The sequence below is a fragment of the Micromonospora sp. NPDC000089 genome, from assembly GCF_042899365.1.
Taxonomy (GTDB): domain Bacteria; phylum Actinomycetota; class Actinomycetes; order Mycobacteriales; family Micromonosporaceae; genus Micromonospora.
Genome location: NZ_JBIAZT010000011.1, coordinates 68,966 through 86,148 on the forward strand (window position 1 = coordinate 68,966; position 17,183 = coordinate 86,148).

General features: G+C 73.0%; 11 protein-coding genes. 7 read left to right on the forward strand and 4 right to left on the reverse strand.

Annotated elements, in window-relative coordinates:
- Positions 1–16 precede the first annotated feature (16 nt).
- A complete protein-coding gene (gene mce / locus ACFY3U_RS20550) occupies positions 17–493 on the reverse strand; it encodes a methylmalonyl-CoA epimerase (RefSeq protein WP_387203865.1) in 477 nt (158 codons plus the stop codon).
- Positions 494–555: 62 nt separating this feature from the next.
- On the opposite strand from mce, the gene ACFY3U_RS20555 reads away from it, so the two are divergent.
- The 6 genes from ACFY3U_RS20555 (at position 556) to ACFY3U_RS20580 (ending at position 8,116) form a co-directional block, all read left to right on the forward strand.
- Positions 556–1,752 carry an acetyl-CoA C-acetyltransferase gene (locus ACFY3U_RS20555; protein WP_387203867.1) on the forward strand — a complete coding sequence of 399 codons (1,197 nt, stop codon included), beginning with the start codon at positions 556–558 and terminating at the stop codon, positions 1,750–1,752.
- A gap of 59 nt (positions 1,753–1,811) precedes the next feature.
- Positions 1,812–2,810 (forward strand): methylmalonyl Co-A mutase-associated GTPase MeaB, encoded by a 999-nt coding sequence (meaB, locus tag ACFY3U_RS20560; RefSeq protein WP_387203870.1) that lies wholly within the window; start codon positions 1,812–1,814, stop codon positions 2,808–2,810.
- Between the two features lie 368 nt (positions 2,811–3,178).
- The gene (locus ACFY3U_RS20565) at positions 3,179–3,583 is read left to right on the forward strand and encodes an Asp23/Gls24 family envelope stress response protein (protein ID WP_387203873.1); all 405 of its coding nucleotides are present in this window, start codon (positions 3,179–3,181) and stop codon (positions 3,581–3,583) included.
- Positions 3,584–3,843: 260 nt separating this feature from the next.
- Entirely contained in the window at positions 3,844–5,532 is a 1,689-nt protein-coding gene (locus ACFY3U_RS20570; RefSeq protein ID WP_387203876.1) for a methylmalonyl-CoA mutase, read from the forward strand.
- 199 nt (positions 5,533–5,731) lie between these two features.
- On the forward strand, positions 5,732–6,649 hold the full coding sequence (locus ACFY3U_RS20575) for a tetratricopeptide repeat protein (protein ID WP_387203879.1): 918 nt from the start codon (positions 5,732–5,734) through the stop codon (positions 6,647–6,649).
- 78 nt (positions 6,650–6,727) lie between these two features.
- Positions 6,728–8,116 (forward strand): arginase family protein, encoded by a 1,389-nt coding sequence (locus ACFY3U_RS20580; RefSeq protein ID WP_387203882.1) that lies wholly within the window; start codon positions 6,728–6,730, stop codon positions 8,114–8,116.
- Here ACFY3U_RS20580 and ACFY3U_RS20585 read toward each other — a convergent pair.
- Complete coding sequence (locus ACFY3U_RS20585; RefSeq protein ID WP_387203885.1) at positions 8,085–10,046, reverse strand: penicillin-binding transpeptidase domain-containing protein; 1,962 nt, start codon at positions 10,044–10,046, stop codon at positions 8,085–8,087. The genes ACFY3U_RS20580 and ACFY3U_RS20585 overlap by 32 nt on opposite strands.
- A gap of 290 nt (positions 10,047–10,336) precedes the next feature.
- Here ACFY3U_RS20585 and ACFY3U_RS20590 point away from each other — a divergent pair, with 290 nt between their 5' ends.
- Complete coding sequence (locus tag ACFY3U_RS20590; protein WP_387203888.1) at positions 10,337–15,403, forward strand: NAD-glutamate dehydrogenase; 5,067 nt, start codon at positions 10,337–10,339, stop codon at positions 15,401–15,403.
- Between the two features lie 77 nt (positions 15,404–15,480).
- Here ACFY3U_RS20590 and ACFY3U_RS20595 read toward each other — a convergent pair whose 3' ends face one another.
- Together ACFY3U_RS20595 and ACFY3U_RS20600 are read right to left on the reverse strand one after the other, a co-directional pair.
- On the reverse strand, positions 15,481–16,176 hold the full coding sequence (locus tag ACFY3U_RS20595) for a class F sortase (RefSeq protein WP_387204235.1): 696 nt from the start codon (positions 16,174–16,176) through the stop codon (positions 15,481–15,483).
- 1 nt (position 16,177) lies between these two features.
- Positions 16,178–17,183: hypothetical protein (locus ACFY3U_RS20600; RefSeq protein WP_387203891.1), on the reverse strand; the 1,006-nt coding region annotated here is incomplete at its 5' end.

Consider the following 17,183-nt stretch of genomic DNA (forward strand, 5'->3'; position numbering starts at 1 on the left):
GGCGGGGTCGCCCTGGTCAGTGCCCGGCCGCGGCCGGCTCGACCAGCTCGATCAGGACGCCGCCGGCGTCCTTCGGGTGCACGAAGTTGACCCGGGAGTTCGCGGTGCCGCGCCTCGGGGCGTCGTAGAGCAGCCGGACACCGCGCTCGCGCAGCGCCGCGCAGGCCGCGTCGATGTCCGCCACCGTGTACGCCACCTGCTGGATGCCCGGCCCGCGCTTGTTTAGGAACTTGCCGATCGTGGTGTCCGGTGACAGCGGCGCGAGCAGCTGCACCATGCCGCCGGCGGCGTCCGGGCCGACCGCCAGCATCGCCTCGCGTACGCCCTGCTCGTCGTTCGTCTCGGTGTGCACGCAGCGCATGCCGAAGGTGCGCTGGTAGAAGTCGATCGCGGCGTCCAGGTCGGGCACGGCGACCCCGACGTGGTCGATGCGGCGCAGGCCGATGTCTGTGACAAAGTCGGCAGCGGGCTCGACGGGGGAGTTCTCAACCATGGCGCTAGTCTGACCGAACAATCGTTAAGGCGTACAGGTCGGCACCCCCCTCGGAGGCGACAATGGCTTCGGTGATCGTCAGCGGCGCTCGGACCCCGATGGGGCGCCTGCTGGGCAACCTCAAGGACCTCCCGGCGACCACGCTCGGCGGCGTCGCGATCAAGGCGGCCCTGGAGCGGGCCGGCGTCGCGCCCGACCAGGTGCAGTACGTGATCATGGGCCAGGTGCTCCAGGCCGGCGCCGGCCAGATCCCGGCCCGCCAGGCCGCCGTCGAGGCCGGCATCCCGATGTCCGTGCCCGCGCTGACCATCAACAAGGTCTGCCTGTCCGGCCTGGACGCGATCGCTCTGGCCGACCAGCTGATCCGGGCCGGCGAGTTCGACATCGTGGTGGCCGGCGGCATGGAGTCGATGACCAACGCCCCGCACCTGCTGCTCGGCCAACGCGCCGGCTACAAGTACGGCGACGTCACGATCAAGGACCACATGGCCCTCGACGGGCTCACCGACGCCTGGGACTGCTGCTCGATGGGCGAGTCCACCGAGCGGCACGGCAGCACCCGCGGCATCACCCGCGAGGAGCAGGACGCGTTCGCCGCGGCCAGCCACCAGCGCGCCGCCGCCGCCCAGAAGAACGGCCACTTCGCCGACGAGATCACGCCGGTGATCATCCCGCAGCGCAAGGGCGACCCGCTGGTGATCAGCGAGGACGAGGGCATCCGGCCGGACACCACCGCCGAGACCCTCGGCAGGCTGCGCCCGGCGTTCGCCAAGGACGGCACCATCACCGCCGGCAGCTCCTCGCCGATCTCCGACGGCGCCGCCGCGGTGGTCGTGATGAGCAAGGCCAAGGCCAAGGAGCTGGGGTTGACCTGGCTGGCCGAGGTCGGCGCGCACGGCAACGTCGCCGGGCCGGACAACTCCCTGCACTCGCAGCCGTCGAACGCCATCCAGCACGCCCTGCGCAAGGGTGGGTTGAGCATCGAGGACCTCGACCTGATCGAGATCAACGAGGCGTTCGCCCAGGTCGGCATCCAGTCCGCGCGGGACCTCGGGGTCGACGTCGACAAGATCAACGTCAACGGCGGCGCGATCGCGCTCGGCCACCCGATCGGCATGTCCGGCGCCCGGCTGGTGCTCACCCTCGCGCTGGAGCTCAAGCGCCGGGGCGGCGGCACCGGGGCGGCCGCGCTCTGCGGCGGCGGTGGGCAGGGCGACGCGCTGATCATCCACGTGCCGTCGGGCGCCGAGACCGCGTGACGAACCGCGGGACCGGGGGCGGTCCCGCGCGCCGCGCAGTCGCCGAGGAAAGTGGAGCAGTGAGCGAAACCGTCCAGAACGTGCCGACCACCGGCTCCGTGCGCCGCAGTCGGGACGTACCCACGCTGGTGGAACGGGCCCGCGCGGGTGACCCCCGCGCGGTGGCCCGGCTGATCACCCTGGTCGAGTCCGGCGACGAGGTGCTGCCGCAGGTGGCGGCGGCCCTCGCGCCGTACGCGGGCCAGGCCCAGGTGGTCGGCCTGACCGGCTCGCCGGGCGTGGGCAAGTCGACCACCACGAACGAGCTGGTCCGGGCGCTGCGGGCGCGCGGGCACCGGGTCGGGGTGCTGGCCATCGACCCGTCCAGCCCGTTCACCGGCGGCGCGATCCTCGGCGACCGGGTCCGGATGCAGGACCACGCCACCGATCCGGGCGTCTACATCCGCTCGATGTCCAGCCGGGGCCACCTCGGCGGGCTCTCCGCCGCGACCCCGCAGGCCGTCCGGGTGCTGGAGGGCGCCGGCTGCGACGTGGTGCTGGTGGAGACCGTCGGCGTCGGGCAGGCCGAGGTCGAGGTGGCCTCGCTGGCCGACACCACGCTGGTGCTGCTCGCCCCGGGCATGGGCGACGCGATCCAGGCGGTCAAGGCCGGCATCCTGGAGATCGCCGACGTCTTCGTGGTGAACAAGGCCGACCGGGACGGCGCCGACGCCACCGTCCGCGACATCCAGGGCATGATCGCCCTCGGCGAGCGCGGGCCGGGGGAGTGGCGGCCGCAGGTGGTCCGCTCGATCGCCGCCCGGGGCGAGGGGATCGACGACATCGCCGCCGCGATCGACAAGCACCGCGGCTGGCTGGAGCAGCACGACGAGCTGCGCCGCCGCCGCGAGGCGCGGGCCGCCGCCGAGATCGAGGCCATCGCGCTGGGCGCGCTGCGCGCCCGGATCGGTTCACTGCGCGACGGTACGGAGCTGAGCACGCTCGCCGCGAAGGTGGCCGAGGGGTCGCTCGACCCGTACGCGGCGGCCGACGAGCTGCTGGCCCAGCTCGGCTCCTGAGCATCCCGCCGCGCCCTCGGTTGGTCACCCGTCGCGTGCGGTGATCTGCCTCCTGGTGCCCCGCGCGCGGAGCCCGGAACCGAGACCGTCGCTCGGCCGGCCCTGCCGACATGGTCGGTGCGAGGGCGCTGTCCGGTCTTGGGTCGGTGGACGACGGCTGCGGACGCTACGAACTTGATGACCTGAACGGATCGCCGCGCGCGGTCCCCAGGGTGATTCGTCCGCGTCATCAAGTTCGTCGTCTCCACAAGGGTCTCCCGCGCCTCTGGGACGCCGCTGCACCGGGAACCCCGTTCGATCCGTCCACCCAGTACGCTCGCATCGCCCCACGGACCTGTGCGGGCGGTCGGCGTCTGTGGTGGGAGAGCATGGCTGACGAGGCTACGCAGGAGCTGTCGGTGCGGCCGGACGCGGTGGCGGGCGGCACGACGCACGTCTCCGACGAGGTGGTGCAGAAGATCGCGGTGGCCGCCGCGAAGTCGGTGCCCGGGGTGGCCGAGCTGGGCGGGGACGTGGCCCGCTTCTTCAACGCCGTGCTGGACCGCGTGGGCCTGGACAAGGTCGGCGACGCCACCCGCGGCTGCTCTGCGCACGTCACCGACGGCGCGGCCGTGGTCAACCTGGTGCTGGTGATCTCCGCCGGGCACTCCGTCCCCCGGGTCACCGACGCGGTGCGGGTCGCGGTGACGGTGGCGGTCGAGGAGTACGGGCTGCGCGCCGACGAGATCAACATCCGGGTGGACGACGTGGCGATGGACGGCCCGACCGCCTGATCACGAGCGGCGGCGCGGCGTCGACCACGGTGGGTAGCAGCCGTCCGACCGAACATCCTGACGAGCGGTATGCCGCAGAGTCATATTCATGCCTCTGCGGCATACCGCTTCTCGGTGAACAGCTTCTCGGCCGGCCCCCGGCGTGAGCGGGCGTCGGCGAGCCGACGGAGTTACCGGCCGGTACGAACATCCTTAGCGATCGTTCAGGCAACCGTTCTACACTCGGACATCAGTCGAGGACTCGAGGAGGAGCTCCGCGGATGAACGCCGACGAGATCGCCGCCGGACGGGCACGCTGGCAGGCCCGGTACGACGCCGCGCGCAAGCGGGACGCGGACTTCACCACGCTGTCCGGAATGACCGTGGACCCGGTGTACGGCCCGCCGGAGGGCGTGGACCAGCCCGGCTTCGAGCGGATCGGCTGGCCGGGCGAGTTCCCGTACACCCGAGGGTTGCACCCGACCGGCTACCGCGGGCGGACCTGGACCATCCGGCAGTTCGCCGGGTTCGGCAACGCCCAGCAGACCAACGAGCGCTACAAGATGATCCTCGGCGCGGGTGGCGGCGGGCTCTCCGTCGCCTTCGACATGCCGACCCTGATGGGCCGGGACTCGGACGACCCGCAGGCGCTCGGCGAGGTCGGCCACTGCGGCGTGGCCATCGACACCGCCACCGACATGCAGGCGCTCTTCGACGGCATCGACCTGGCCGGCGTGACCACCTCGATGACCATCTCCGGCCCGGCCGTGCCGGTCTTCTGCATGTACCTGGTCGCCGCCGAGCGGCAGGGCGCCGACCTGTCCAAGCTGGACGGCACGCTGCAGACCGACATCTTCAAGGAGTACATCGCGCAGAAGGAGTGGCTGTTCGACCCCGAGCCGCACCTGCGCCTGATCGGCGACCTGATGGAGTACTGCGCCGCCGAGATCCCGCGCTACAAGCCGCTGTCGGTCTCCGGCTACCACATCCGCGAGGCCGGCTCGACCGCCGCGCAGGAGTTGGCGTACACCCTGGCGGACGGCTTCGGCTACGTCGAACTCGGCCTGTCCCGCGGGTTGGACGTCAACGTGTTCGCGCCCGGTCTGAGCTTCTTCTTCGACTCGCACCTCGACTTCTTCGAGGAGATCGCCAAGTTCCGCGCCGCCCGCCGGATCTGGGCCCGTTGGCTGCGCGACGTCTACGGCGCCACCAGCGAGAAGGCGCTCTGGCTGCGGTTCCACACCCAGACCGCCGGGGTGTCGCTGACCGCCCAGCAGCCGGTCAACAACGTGGTACGCACCGCCGTCGAGGCGCTCGCCGCGGTGCTCGGCGGGACGAACTCGCTGCACACCAACGCCCTGGACGAGACCCTGGCGCTGCCCACCGACGAGTCCGCCGAGATCGCCCTGCGTACCCAGCAGGTGCTGATGGAGGAGACCGGCGTGGTCAACGTGGCCGACCCGCTGGGCGGCTCCTGGTACGTCGAGGCGCTGACCGACAAGATCGAGGCCGAGGCGGAGGAGATCTTCGCCCGGATCCGCCAGCTCGGCGGCGAGGGCCCGCACCAGATCGGCCCGATGACCTCGGGCATCCTGCGCGGCATCGAGGACGGCTGGTTCACCGGCCACATCGCCGAGTCGGCCTTCGTCTACCAGCAGGCGCTGGAGAAGGGCGACAAGAAGATCGTCGGGGTCAACTGCCACACCAGCACCACCGCCAAGGAGTTGGAGATCCTGCGCATCTCGCACGAGGTGGAGCTGGAGCAGCGCCGGGTGCTCGCCGAGCGCAAGGCCGCCCGGGACGACGCGGCGGTCAAGGCCGCCATCGCCCGGATGGTCGAGGTCGGCCGGACCGACGGCAACATGATCCCCGCCATGCTGGACGCCGTCCGCGCCGAGGCCACCCTCGGCGAGATCTGCGACGCCCTCCGCGCCGAGTGGGGCATCTACCGCGAGCCCGCCCGCTTCTGACCGACCCACCCACCCCCGCCGATCTTGCACTTTGGGTCCTCCGTCCGCGGCAGTTGTCGTGTTTGTCGGGGCAGAAAGTGCAAGATCGCGGGGGGCGGAGGGTGGGGGCGGGAGGGCGGGGTTGAGCAGGGGTGAGAGTCGCAACGTCGCCGTTGCGGGTGAGCTGAGTTCGGTGCGGCACGTGCGAGACTAGACAACCATGAGCGACCCACGGATCACCTCGTCGATCTTCACCCGCGGCGCGGTCGACCTCAGCGCGCTGCGCAGCACCGCACCAGCCAGTTCCGGCCCCGGCACACCCCCGCAGGCCGGCCCGTCCACCGGCCCCGCCGGTGCCCCCGCCGTCGCCGGCACAATCGTCGACGTCACCGAGGCGACCCTCCAGGCCGAGGTCCTTGAGCGGTCGATGACGACACCCGTCCTGGTCTTCTTCGGCGCCGCCGGCTACCCGGAGAGCGACCAGTTCGCGCCGGTGCTGGAGCGGCTGGCGGCCGAGGGCGCCGGGGCGTGGGTGCTGGCCCGGGTCGACGTGCAGGAGAACCCGCGGATCGCCCAGATGTTCCGGGTGCAGGGCATCCCGATGGTGTACGCGGTGGTCGGCGGTCAGCCGATCGACGCCTTCTCCGGGGTGGTGCCCGAGCCGCAGCTGCGGCAGTGGCTCGGCGCGGTGCTCAAGGCCGGGGGCGTGGCCGTCGCCGAGCCGGAGGACCCGCGCCTCGACGAGGCCGACGACGCGCTGATGAGCGGCGACCTCGACGCGGCCGAGCAGGCGTACCGGAAGATCCTCGCCGAGTCGCCGGCGGACGCCGCGGCCGAGGCCGGCCTGGCCCAGGTCGGGGTGGCCCGCCGGGTGGCCGGCGCCGACCCGCAGGCGGCGCTGGCCGCCGCGCAGAGCAACCCGGACGACGTCGAGGCCCAGCTCCTGGCCGCCGACATCGAGGTGCTCAGCGGCATGGCCGAGCAGGCCTACCAGCGGCTCGTCGGCGTGGTCCGACGCACCACGGGCGACGATCGTGACAAGGTACGCCAGCACCTGGTGTCGCTGTTCAGCATCGCCGGCCCGGACGACCCCGCGGTCGCCTCGGCCCGCCGAGCCCTGGCCAGCGCCCTGTTCTGAGCCCGCAGCACCGCATCCAGCACGCCAGCGCGGGCCGGCGTTCCGGCCGGCCCGCCCGACCATCGAGGACGGGAGCTCATGATGCGCCGGATCGCCGTCCTCGACGCGCCGACCAATCTCGGTCTGCGCCCACCGACGTCGACCTCCGTCCCCGGCTGCGCCAAGGCGCCGGGCGCGCTGCGTGACCACGGCCTGCTGGCCCGGCTGCGGGCCCGCGACGCCGGCTGTCTCACCCCGCCCCGGTACGACCCGGGGGACTGGCGACCCGGCGACGGCGTCTGCCACGCCACCGAGATCTCCGGCTACTCGCTCGCCCTGGCCGACCGGATCGGCGCGATCATCGACCGCGGCGAGTTCCCGGTGGTGCTCGGCGGCGACTGCTCGGTGCTGCTCGGCTCGGCGCTGGCCATGCACCGGCTCGGTGAGGCGGTGGGCGGCCGGATCGGGCTGGTCTTCGTGGACGGCCACTCCGACTTCCGGCACCCCGGCAACGCCTCCTACGTCGGCGCCGCCGCCGGCGAGGACCTCGCCCTGGTGACCGGGCGCGGGCAGGCCGACCTGGCCGCCATCGAGGGGCGCCGCCCCTACTTCCGGGACGTCGACGTGGTGGTGCTCGGCATCCGCGCCCAGGACGAGTACCGGCTCGACCTGCAGGCCGCCGGCATCACCACCCGCCCGGTGCCGGCGCTGCGTGCCGAGGGCGCCGCCCGCACCGCCCAGTGGGCGCACGAGGAGCTCGCCGACTGCGCCGGCTACTGGGTGCACATCGACGTGGACGTGCTCGACCCGGCGGTGATGCCGGCGGTGGACGCGCCCGACCCCGGCGGGATCGCCTTCGCCGAGCTGGAGATCCTGCTCGCCGGCCTGGTCGACACCCCGCACTGCCTGGGCGTCGAGCTGACCGTCTTCGACCCGGACTATGACCTGGACGGCTCGTACGCCGCGGAGATCGTGAACACCGTGGTGGCCGGGCTGGCGCCGGTGTCGGCCCCGGAGGCGGTGCCGCCGCGGCTGCTGCCCGCCGCGCCGTCGCCGCGGCGACCCCGGCCGGTCGGACCCGTCGGGCCGGGCGCGCTGGCACCCCGGGCGCCGATCGTCGACAGCGCCCCGACGGTCGACTCCGCCGTCCCGCCGGCGGCCGGATCCCCGGCGGAGGGCGGCGAGCGCCCCGATCCGGTGGACGAGCGCCCCGATCCGATGGACGACCGGCCCGATCCGGTGGACGACCGGCCTCCGGTGGAGGAGTGGCCCGGGCCGGCGGCGATTCCGGTGCCCGCCGTCGCCGTGGAGCCGGTCGGGCCGCCCGCTTCGGTCGGGCCCGGGATGCTCCGCCGGCTTCACCCCGGCGACGACGAGCCCGCCGGCGACGCCGCTGCCGACCCGTCGGGAGACGCCGAGGCTCCGCCGGCGCCCTTCGACGACGGCTACGGCGGGATCAGCGCAGGGCGCGCAGGAAGCGCTCGCTGATCGGGACCGCGCTGGCGGCGCTCGACCCGCCCTGCTCGACGAAGACCGCGAACGCCACGTCGCCCCGCCAGCCGACGAACCAGGCGTGGGTGTGCGCCGGATCGTTGTCGTACTCGGCGGTGCCGGTCTTGCCGTGGACCGGGCCGCCGGGCACGTCCGCCAGGGCGCTCGCGGTGCCGCCGGTGACCACCTCGCGCATCATCGCCCGCAGCGGCTCGACCGACTCCGGCGCGAGCTGCGGGCCCGGCTCGGCCGGCTTGGCGGGGGCCGGCTCCAACAGCAGCTTCGGCTGCTCGAAGCGGCCCCGGGCCACGGCGGCGGTGGCGCCGGCCATGGCCAGCGGGCTGACCACGGTGGTGCCCTGACCGATGGCGGCCGCCGCCTGCTCGGCCCCGGAGCCGTTCGCGGAGACCTTGCCGGTGAACACGTCGACGCCCAGGTCCCACTGCCCCTCCAGCCCGAGGGAGCGGCCGGTGACCGCCAGGCCGTCCGGGCCGAGCCGGGGCGCCAGCGAGGCGAACGCGGTGTTGCAGGACTTGGCGAAGTCGGTGCGGAACGGCACCTTGCCGAGCGCGAAGTTGTCGGAGTTCTTGAAGGACCGGCCGTCCACCGGGAGGATCTTCGGGCAGTCCACCACCGCGTCGGCGGTCACCGCCTTGCGGTCGAGCAGGCCGAGCGCGCTGACCATCTTGAACGTGGAGCCCGGCGGCACCTGGGCGGTGAAGGCCAGGTTCTCGCCGGCCGCGCCGGGCCCGTTGGCGGCGGCCAGCACCGCGCCGTCGCTGATCCGCACCGCCACCAGGGCCGACCGGCGCTGCTCGCCGCGCAGCGCGGCGTCGGCGGCGTTCTGGGTGGCCACGTCCAGGGTGGTCTTCAGCGGCTGGCCGGGCTTCGGCTGCTGCCGGAAGACCTCGATCCGGGTCGGCGGCTGCTCGGGGTCGGGCAGCGGCCGGTTGATCAGCACGGTGCTGCCGGCGGTGCCGCGCAGCCGGTCGTCGTACCGGCCCTGGAGGCCACCGTGGCCGACCTGGTCGCCCCGGGCGTACCGGTCGGGGTGCGCGGCCAGGTCCTCGGCGGTGGCCTCGTCGACCGAGCCGAGCAGCGCCCGGGCGAACTCCCGGGTGGGGGCCAGATCCAGCTTGGCGGTCGGGAACTGGGTGCCGGGCAGCTCGTAGATGCGCGACTTGATCTGCCGGTACGCCTCCTCCCGCAGCGTCACCACCTCGACGAACGCGCCCGGCTTGGCCTCCTTGATCCGGCTGGGCAGGTCGGACAGGTCGACCGGCGGGGTGATCGGCGGCCGGACCGCCCGGAACGCGGCGTCCAGCTGCCGGGTCAGCCCCGCGACGTCGGTGACCTGATTCGGCTGCACGCCGACCCGGACCACCGGGCGGGGCGCGACGATCGGCTGGCCCGCGGCGTCCAGCACCGCGCCCCGGGTGGCCGGGTCGCGGCGCAGCACCAGTCGGTCGCCGGTGTCCAGCTGCTCCTGCACCACCGCCGGCTCCCAGATCACCTGCCACTGCTCGCCGCCGCCCTGGCGCAGTCGCACCGGCCGGTCGTACGCCCAGGTGGCGCCGCCGGGCAGCGGCCACTCCACCCGGACGGTGGCGGTGGCGAGGTTGCTGGTGACCGCGGCCGCGCCGGTGCGGCGCAGCGTGGGCGGGGTGGCCGCCAGGTCGCCGGAGAGCTCCTTGAGCTGCTTGGCCACCTCGGTCGCCGGCAGCCGGCCGCCGGCCGGGTCGACGAAGCCGACCGCGCCGAGGTCGCCCGAGCGCCAGCCGGCCAGGAAGGCGTCCAGCGTCGGGTCGGGGCCGCCGTCGGTGGAGCAGGCCGCCAGCAGGCCGGCCGCCAGCAGCGCGGCGGTCAGACCCGCGACGGCCGGCCGGACACGCGTGCGGAAGCGGCGGCGCGGGTACGACAGGGGCATGAAAGCGGCACCTCCGGGGCTCGGCCTGCCCTGCACCGTAGTACGCCGGGCCGACGGCCACCGCCCCGCGACGGGCCGGCACGCGGCGAACACGGGGCGGTGGCGGTGTGATGAACATCCCGAGTCGGGGTACTCCGCAACCGGCCCACCACGGATCTGCAACGGGTGAAAGGACAGAGTCCCGAACCGGACGACCGGCCGGTGGTCCGCCGACGAACGTACGAACCGGCAGGGCCTAGGCTGGGCGGCAGAGTGACCCACAACGCGGTGGGTCGAGGGGAGTGGCACCGATGGACCGGCGTCCGGCGATCAAACCGGGACCCGACCTCCGGCAGGGCGACACCGCCCGGGAGGACAGCTTCGATTCGGCGACCGACGGGGACGGCTTCGGCCGACTCGACACAGGGGTGACCGGGATGACCGGTTCGAGCGTCGACACCCTCTACGACCTGGGGCTTCCGCCGGAAGTCCTCAGCGACGACGTGGAGGACAGCGACCTCGACGCCCCGGTGCCCAACGCGGAGCGCCTGGTCGCCCAGGCGGTCGCGCTGGCCGGCGACGACCACGACGCGGCGACCCTGGTGAGCCGGTTCTGGCGGTTCGCGCCGGACGAGGAGCTGATCGGGCTCACCGCCGAGGAGATGCTCGACGCCGCCCGGGCGCACCGCGACCTCGCCCAGCAGCGGGTGCCCGGTGAGCTGAAGCTGCGGATCCACGAGCCGGACGCCGACCAGCACCACACCGTGATCGAGATCGTCACCGACGACATGCCGTTCCTGGTCGACTCGGTGACCGCGCTGCTCAACGCCCACCACCTGGACGTGCACCTGCTGGTGCACCCGCTGGTGGTGGTCCGGCGCGAGCCGCTCGGCCGGCTGACCGAGGTCTCCGCCGACGTGGAGCCGGACGACGCCATCGCCGGCGACCTGGTCGAGAGCTGGATGCGGATCGAGGTCGACCCGGTCCGCGACGCCGCGCAGCGCGAGCAGGTGCGCCGCGAGCTGCAGCGGGTGCTGACCGACGTCCGCGAGGCGGTGGAGGACTGGCCGAAGATGCGGCAGCGGGCCCTCGCGCTCGCCGACGAGCTGGCCTCCGCCCGGACGTCGGACAATCGCCCGCCGGTGCCGGAGAAGGACATCACCGACTCGGTGGAGCTGCTGCGCTGGCTGGCCCACGACCACTTCACCTTCCTCGGCTACCGGGAGTACCGGCTGGTCGAGGCCGACGGCACGGAGACCGGCGCCGGCCCGGCGCTGGAGGCGGTGCTCGGCACCGGCCTGGGCATCCTGCGCTCCGACTCGCCCGAGGCCCGGACGCTGTCCTCGATGACCCCCGAGGCGCACCAGAAGGTGATGGAGAAGCGACTGCTGATCATCACCAAGGCCAACTCGCGGGCCACCGTGCACCGCTCCGCCTACCTGGACTACATCGGCTTCAAGATCTTCAACGACGCCGGTGAGGTGGTCGGCGAGCGGCGCTTCCTCGGGCTGTTCTCCACCGCCGCGTACCGGACCAGCGTCCGGGAGCTGCCGGTGGTCCGGCGCAAGGTCGCCGAGGTGCTGGACCGCTCCGGCCTGAGCCAGCGCAGCCACTCCGGCAAGGACCTGCTGCAGATCCTGGAGACCTACCCCCGGGACGAGCTGTTCCAGATCAAGACCGACGACCTGTACCACGCGGTGATCGGCGTGCTGCGAATGGCCGGCCGCCGGCAGCTGCGGGTGTTCCTGCGCCGGGACGCGTACGGGCGATTCATCTCCTGCCTGATCTACCTGCCCCGGGACCGCTTCACCACGCAGAACCGGCTGCGCATGCAGGACATCCTGCTGCGTGAGCTGAACGGCGTCGGGGTGGACTACACCACCCGGGTGACCGAGTCGATGCTGGCCCGGGTGCACTTCATCGTGCGCACCGATCCGGGCAACCCGCCCGGCGAGATCGACGCCGACCTGCTCGCCGAGGAGCTGGCCGACGCCACCCGGCTGTGGGACGACGACTACCGGCTGGTGCTGGAGCGCAAGCTCGGCGACGAGCAGGCCAAGCACCTGTTCGCCCGGTACGCCGACGCGTTCCCGGAGGGCTACAAGGACGGGCACACGCCGTACGAGGCGATGAAGGACCTGGCCAAGCTGGAGCTGCTGGAGGAGCCCGGCCAGCTGGAGATGCACCTGTTCCGCAAGCAGCTCGCGCCGCGCGCCAACGGGTCCGACCAGGCCGACGTCGACGAGAGCATGGACGTCCGGTTCAAGGTCTACCGGTACGGCGAGCCGATGATGCTCTCCATGGTGCTGCCGGTGCTGCACTCGCTGGGCGTCCGGGTGGTCGACGAGCACCCGTACGAGGTGGACCGGATCGACGGCCGGGTCTTCCTGTACGACTTCGGGCTGCGGCTGCCCGAGGCGCACCAGGAGCTGGCCGAGGTGCGCCCGCACGTGGAGAACGCCTTCGCCGCCGCCTGGCGGGGCGAGGCCGAGGTGGACGGCTTCAACGAGCTGGTGCTGCGGGCCGGCCTCACCTGGCGGCAGGTGGTGGTGCTGCGGGCGTACGCGAAGTACCTGCGGCAGGCCGGCACGGTCTTCTCCCAGGACTACATGGAGTCCACGTTCATCGCCTACCCGGCGATCGCGGCGCTGCTGGTGGAGCTCTTCGAGATCCGGTTCGCCCCGGGTGGGCTGAGCGTCGAGCAGCGCCGGGAGCGCAGCGGCGAGCTGGTCACCCGGATCGGCGCGGCGCTGGACGACGTGGCCAGCCTCGACCAGGACCGGATCCTGCGGTCGTACCTGACGCTGATCCAGGCCACCCTGCGGACCAGCTTCTACCAGAAGCACACCGACGGGCGGCCCAAGTCGTTCGTGGCGTTCAAGCTGGACCCGCAGGCCATCCCGGAGCTGCCGGCGCCCCGGCCCAAGTTCGAGATCTTCGTCTACTCGCCCCGGTTCGAGGGCGTGCACCTGCGGTTCGGGCCGGTGGCCCGGGGCGGGCTGCGCTGGTCCGACCGGCGGGAGGACTTCCGCACCGAGGTGCTGGGCCTGGTCAAGGCGCAGATGGTGAAGAACGCGGTGATCGTGCCGGTGGGCGCCAAGGGCGGCTTCGTGCTGAAGCAGAAGCCGGGCGACCGGGACGAGGCCGTCGCCTGCTACCAGCAGTTCGTCGGCGCGATGCTGGACGTCACGGACAACATCGTCTCCGGCGAGATCGTGCCGCCGGTGGACGTGGTCCGGCACGACGGGGACGACCCGTACCTGGTGGTGGCGGCGGACAAGGGCACCGCGACCTTCTCCGACATCGCCAACCAGATCTCCGCGGCGCACTGCTTCTGGCTGGGCGACGCGTTCGCCTCCGGCGGGTCCGCCGGCTACGACCACAAGAAGATGGGCATCACCGCCCGGGGCGCCTGGGAGTCGGTCAAGCGGCACTTCCGCGAGCTGGGCCACGACACCCAGACCCAGGACTTCACCGTGGTCGGCGTGGGCGACATGTCCGGCGACGTGTTCGGCAACGGGATGCTGCTGTCCGAGCACATCCGGCTGGTGGCCGCGTTCGACCACCGGCACGTCTTCCTCGACCCGGACCCGGACGCCGCCCGCTCGTACGCCGAGCGCAAGCGGCTGTTCGACCTGCCCCGGTCGTCCTGGGAGGACTACGACGCCTCGCTGATCTCCGAGGGAGGCGGCGTCTACCCGCGGACGGCGAAGTCGATCCCGATCTCGCCGCAGGTGCGGGCCGCGCTGGCGCTCGACGACGACGTGCAGCACCTGTCGCCGCAGGAGCTGATGAAGGCGATCCTCACCGCGCCGGTCGACCTGTTCTGGAACGGCGGCATCGGCACATACGTGAAGGCGTCCACCCAGACCAACGCGGAGGTGGGCGACAAGTCCACCGACGCCATCCGGGTGGACGGTCGGAGCCTGCGCTGCCGGGTCGCGGGCGAGGGCGGCAACCTGGGCTGGACCCAGCTCGGCCGGATCGAGTACGCCCTGGCCGGCGGCCGGATCTACACCGACTTCATCGACAACGCGGCCGGGGTGGACTGCTCCGACCACGAGGTGAACATCAAGATCCTGCTGAACACGGCGGTCGCCGACGGCGAGCTCGACGTCCCGGAGCGGGACGAGCTGCTGGCCCAGATGACCGACGAGGTCGCCGAGCTGGTGCTGCGGGACAACTACGACCAGGCCCGGGCGATCAACAACGCCCAGGCGCAGGCGGCCTCGCTGCTCCCGGTGCACCGCCGGATGATCAACGAGCTGGAGCGGGCCGGTCAGCTCGACCGAGCCCTGGAGGCGCTGCCGCCGGACGAGGAGCTGGCGGTCCGCACCGAGTCGGGGCTGACCGCGCCGGAGTTCGCGGTGCTGCTGGCGTACGTCAAGATCGTCCTGGAACGGGAGATCCTGGCCGACGGGCTGCCGGACGAGGAGTGGACGACCGACGTCCTGGTCAACTACTTCCCGACCCCGATGCGGCAGCGCTTCGCCGACCGGATGGGCCGGCACCGGCTGCACCGCGACATCGTGACCACCGTCCTGGTCAACGAGGCGATCAACCGGGGCGGCATCTCGTTCGTGTTCCGGGTGGTCGAGGAGACCGCCGCCTCCCCGGCGGACGTGATCCGGGCGTACGTGGTGGTCCGGGACGTGTTCGGGCTGGGCGAGCTGTGGGACGCGGTCGAGGCGCTGGACAACAAGGTCGCGCCGGAGCTGCAGACCAACGTCTACCTGGACACCCGGCGGCTGCTCGACCGGGCGGTGCGCTGGCTGGTGACCAACCGGCGCTCGCCGATCGACGTGCCGGCGGAGACCGCCCGGCTGCGGGCCGGCGTGGCCCGGCTGCTGCCGGACCTGGAGGAGCGCTTCTACGGCAGCGAGCGCGAGGCGCTGGCGGCGCACATCGACTCGATGGCGTCCCGCGGCCTGCCGCGCGACCTGGCCGAGCAGGCGACCCGGCTGATGTACAGCTTCGGCCTGCTGGACGTGGTGGAGACCGCCACCACCACCGGGCGCGACGTGGGCGAGGTGGCCTCGGTCTACTTCGTCCTCTCCGACCGGTTCCGGGTGGACAACCTGCTGTCGAAGATCTCCCTGCTGCCGCGGGAGGACCGCTGGCAGACGCTGGCCCGGATGGCGCTGCGCTACGACCTGTACGCCGCGCTGGCCGCGCTCACCGCGGAGGTGCTCGGCTCCACCTCGGACAGCCTGCCCCCGCACGAGCGGGTGCAGGAGTGGGAGCAGTCGAACGCCAACTCGATCCACCGGGCCCGCCGGGCGATGGGGGAGTTCGACGAGTCGCGGGCCGACCTCGCCGCGCTGTCGGTGCTGCTGCGCCAGATCCGCACCCTGGTGCGGACCTCCGCCGCCGTCTGACCGTACGCCGACGCGCCGCCGGGCAGGACCTCGGTCCCGCCCGGCGGCGCGTTCCGTCGTATCAGGACGTCGTCGGATCAGGACGTCATCGTGGCGAACGCGACGACGTTGTCGACGTAGCTGCGCGCGGTCTTGTCGAAGTCGCCGCCGCAGGTCACCACCCGCAGTCCCGGGCGGTCGTTCGGGCCGTAGACCAACTCGCTGGGAAAGGCGGTCTTCGCGTACGACCGGACGTCGTCGACGGTGAACGTGGCGGTGCTGCCGTCGGCGCGGTCCACCGTGATGGTGTCGCCCCTGGTCAGCGAGCCGAGTCGGAAGAAGACGGCCGGCCCGAGCTTCGCCGAGTCCACGTGCCCGACGATCACCGCGTTGCCGACCTCGCCCGGGCTGACCCCGGGCTCGTACCAGCCGGTCTTCTGGGCCTGGTCCAGCGGGGGGACCTGGACTGTGCCGTCGGCGTTGGTGCCCAACGGCATGATCTCGGCGGCCACGCCGATGCGGGGGATGGAGATGGTGGTGGGCGCGGACCGGGTCAGCGGCTCCGGTCCGGCGGCCTGGCCGTCGGTCGCCGGGGTCGCGGCGTCCGGGTCGGCGGTGGGGGTGCCCTGCGGGACGGCCTGGGCGGCCGGGTGCGGCGGGCGCGGCGGCGGCGAGTCGGTCCGCAGCGAGGCGCCGACCATTCCGGCCCCGGCCATGGCGAGCAGGACGACGACGGCCGCGCCGGCGGCGCGCCACGGTCTCCCGTGACGGCCGCCGGCCCGTGTCGCCGTCAGGTCAGACGAGCTCATTGGCCCGACGCCGCCGGATCAGCACGATGCCGCCCAGGGCAGCCGCGCCGATCATGCTCGCCCCACCGGCGGCCATGCCGCGGTCGGTACCGGTGGTGCTGGTCGCACCGTCGCCACCGTCCACGCCACCCTTCGGCAGGACCACCAGTTCACCCTCGCCGCACGAGCCCTTGAGCTCGTACTTGCCCGGGCGGGCGTCCTCGGAGACCTCGGCCTCGCCGTAGTAGACGAAGTCCTTCTTGTGCTCCCAGCTGCCCTCGTCCTGGCCGTAGCCCGACTCCTCGTCCTGGCCGTACTCGGAGCCCTTGCCGTACTCGGAGCCCTTGCCGTACTCGGAGCCCTGGCCGTACTCGGAGCCCTGGCCGTACTCGGAGCTCTGGCCGTACTCGGAGCTCTGGCCGTACTCGGAGCTCTGGCCGTACTCGGAGCTCTGGCCGTACTCCGAGCCCTGGCCGTACTCCGAGCCCTTGCCGGACTCCTCGTCCTGGCCGTACTCGGAGCCCGGCCGCATGCCGTGCTCGGAGTCCTGGCCCCACTCGGAGTCCTGGCCCCACTCGGAGTCCTGGCCGTACTCGGAGCTCGGGCCCTGCTCGGCCTCCTGGCCGTACTCGGAGCCCGGGCGCATGCCGTGCTCCTCGCCCTTGCCCTGCTCCTTGCCCTTGCCCTGTTCCTCGCCCTTGCCGTGCTCGTCGGGCTTGCCGTGCTCGTCGCCCTTGCCCTGCTCCTTGCCCTTGCCCTGTTCCTCGCCCTTGCCGTGCTCGTCGGGCTTGCCGTGCTCGTCGCCCTTGCCCTCTTCGGCCGCCCAGTCGCCCTCGGGGCCCTGGTCGGCGGCCATGAAGCCGCCACCCTGGCCGTCCACCGGCGGCTGGCCGGAACCGTCGGCGGGCGGCTGGCCACCGTCGGCGGGCGGCTGGCCGTCGGTCGGGGGCATCTGCGAGGGGTCGCCACCCTTGCCGTGGTCCTCGCCCTTGCCCTGCTCTTCGCCCTTGCCG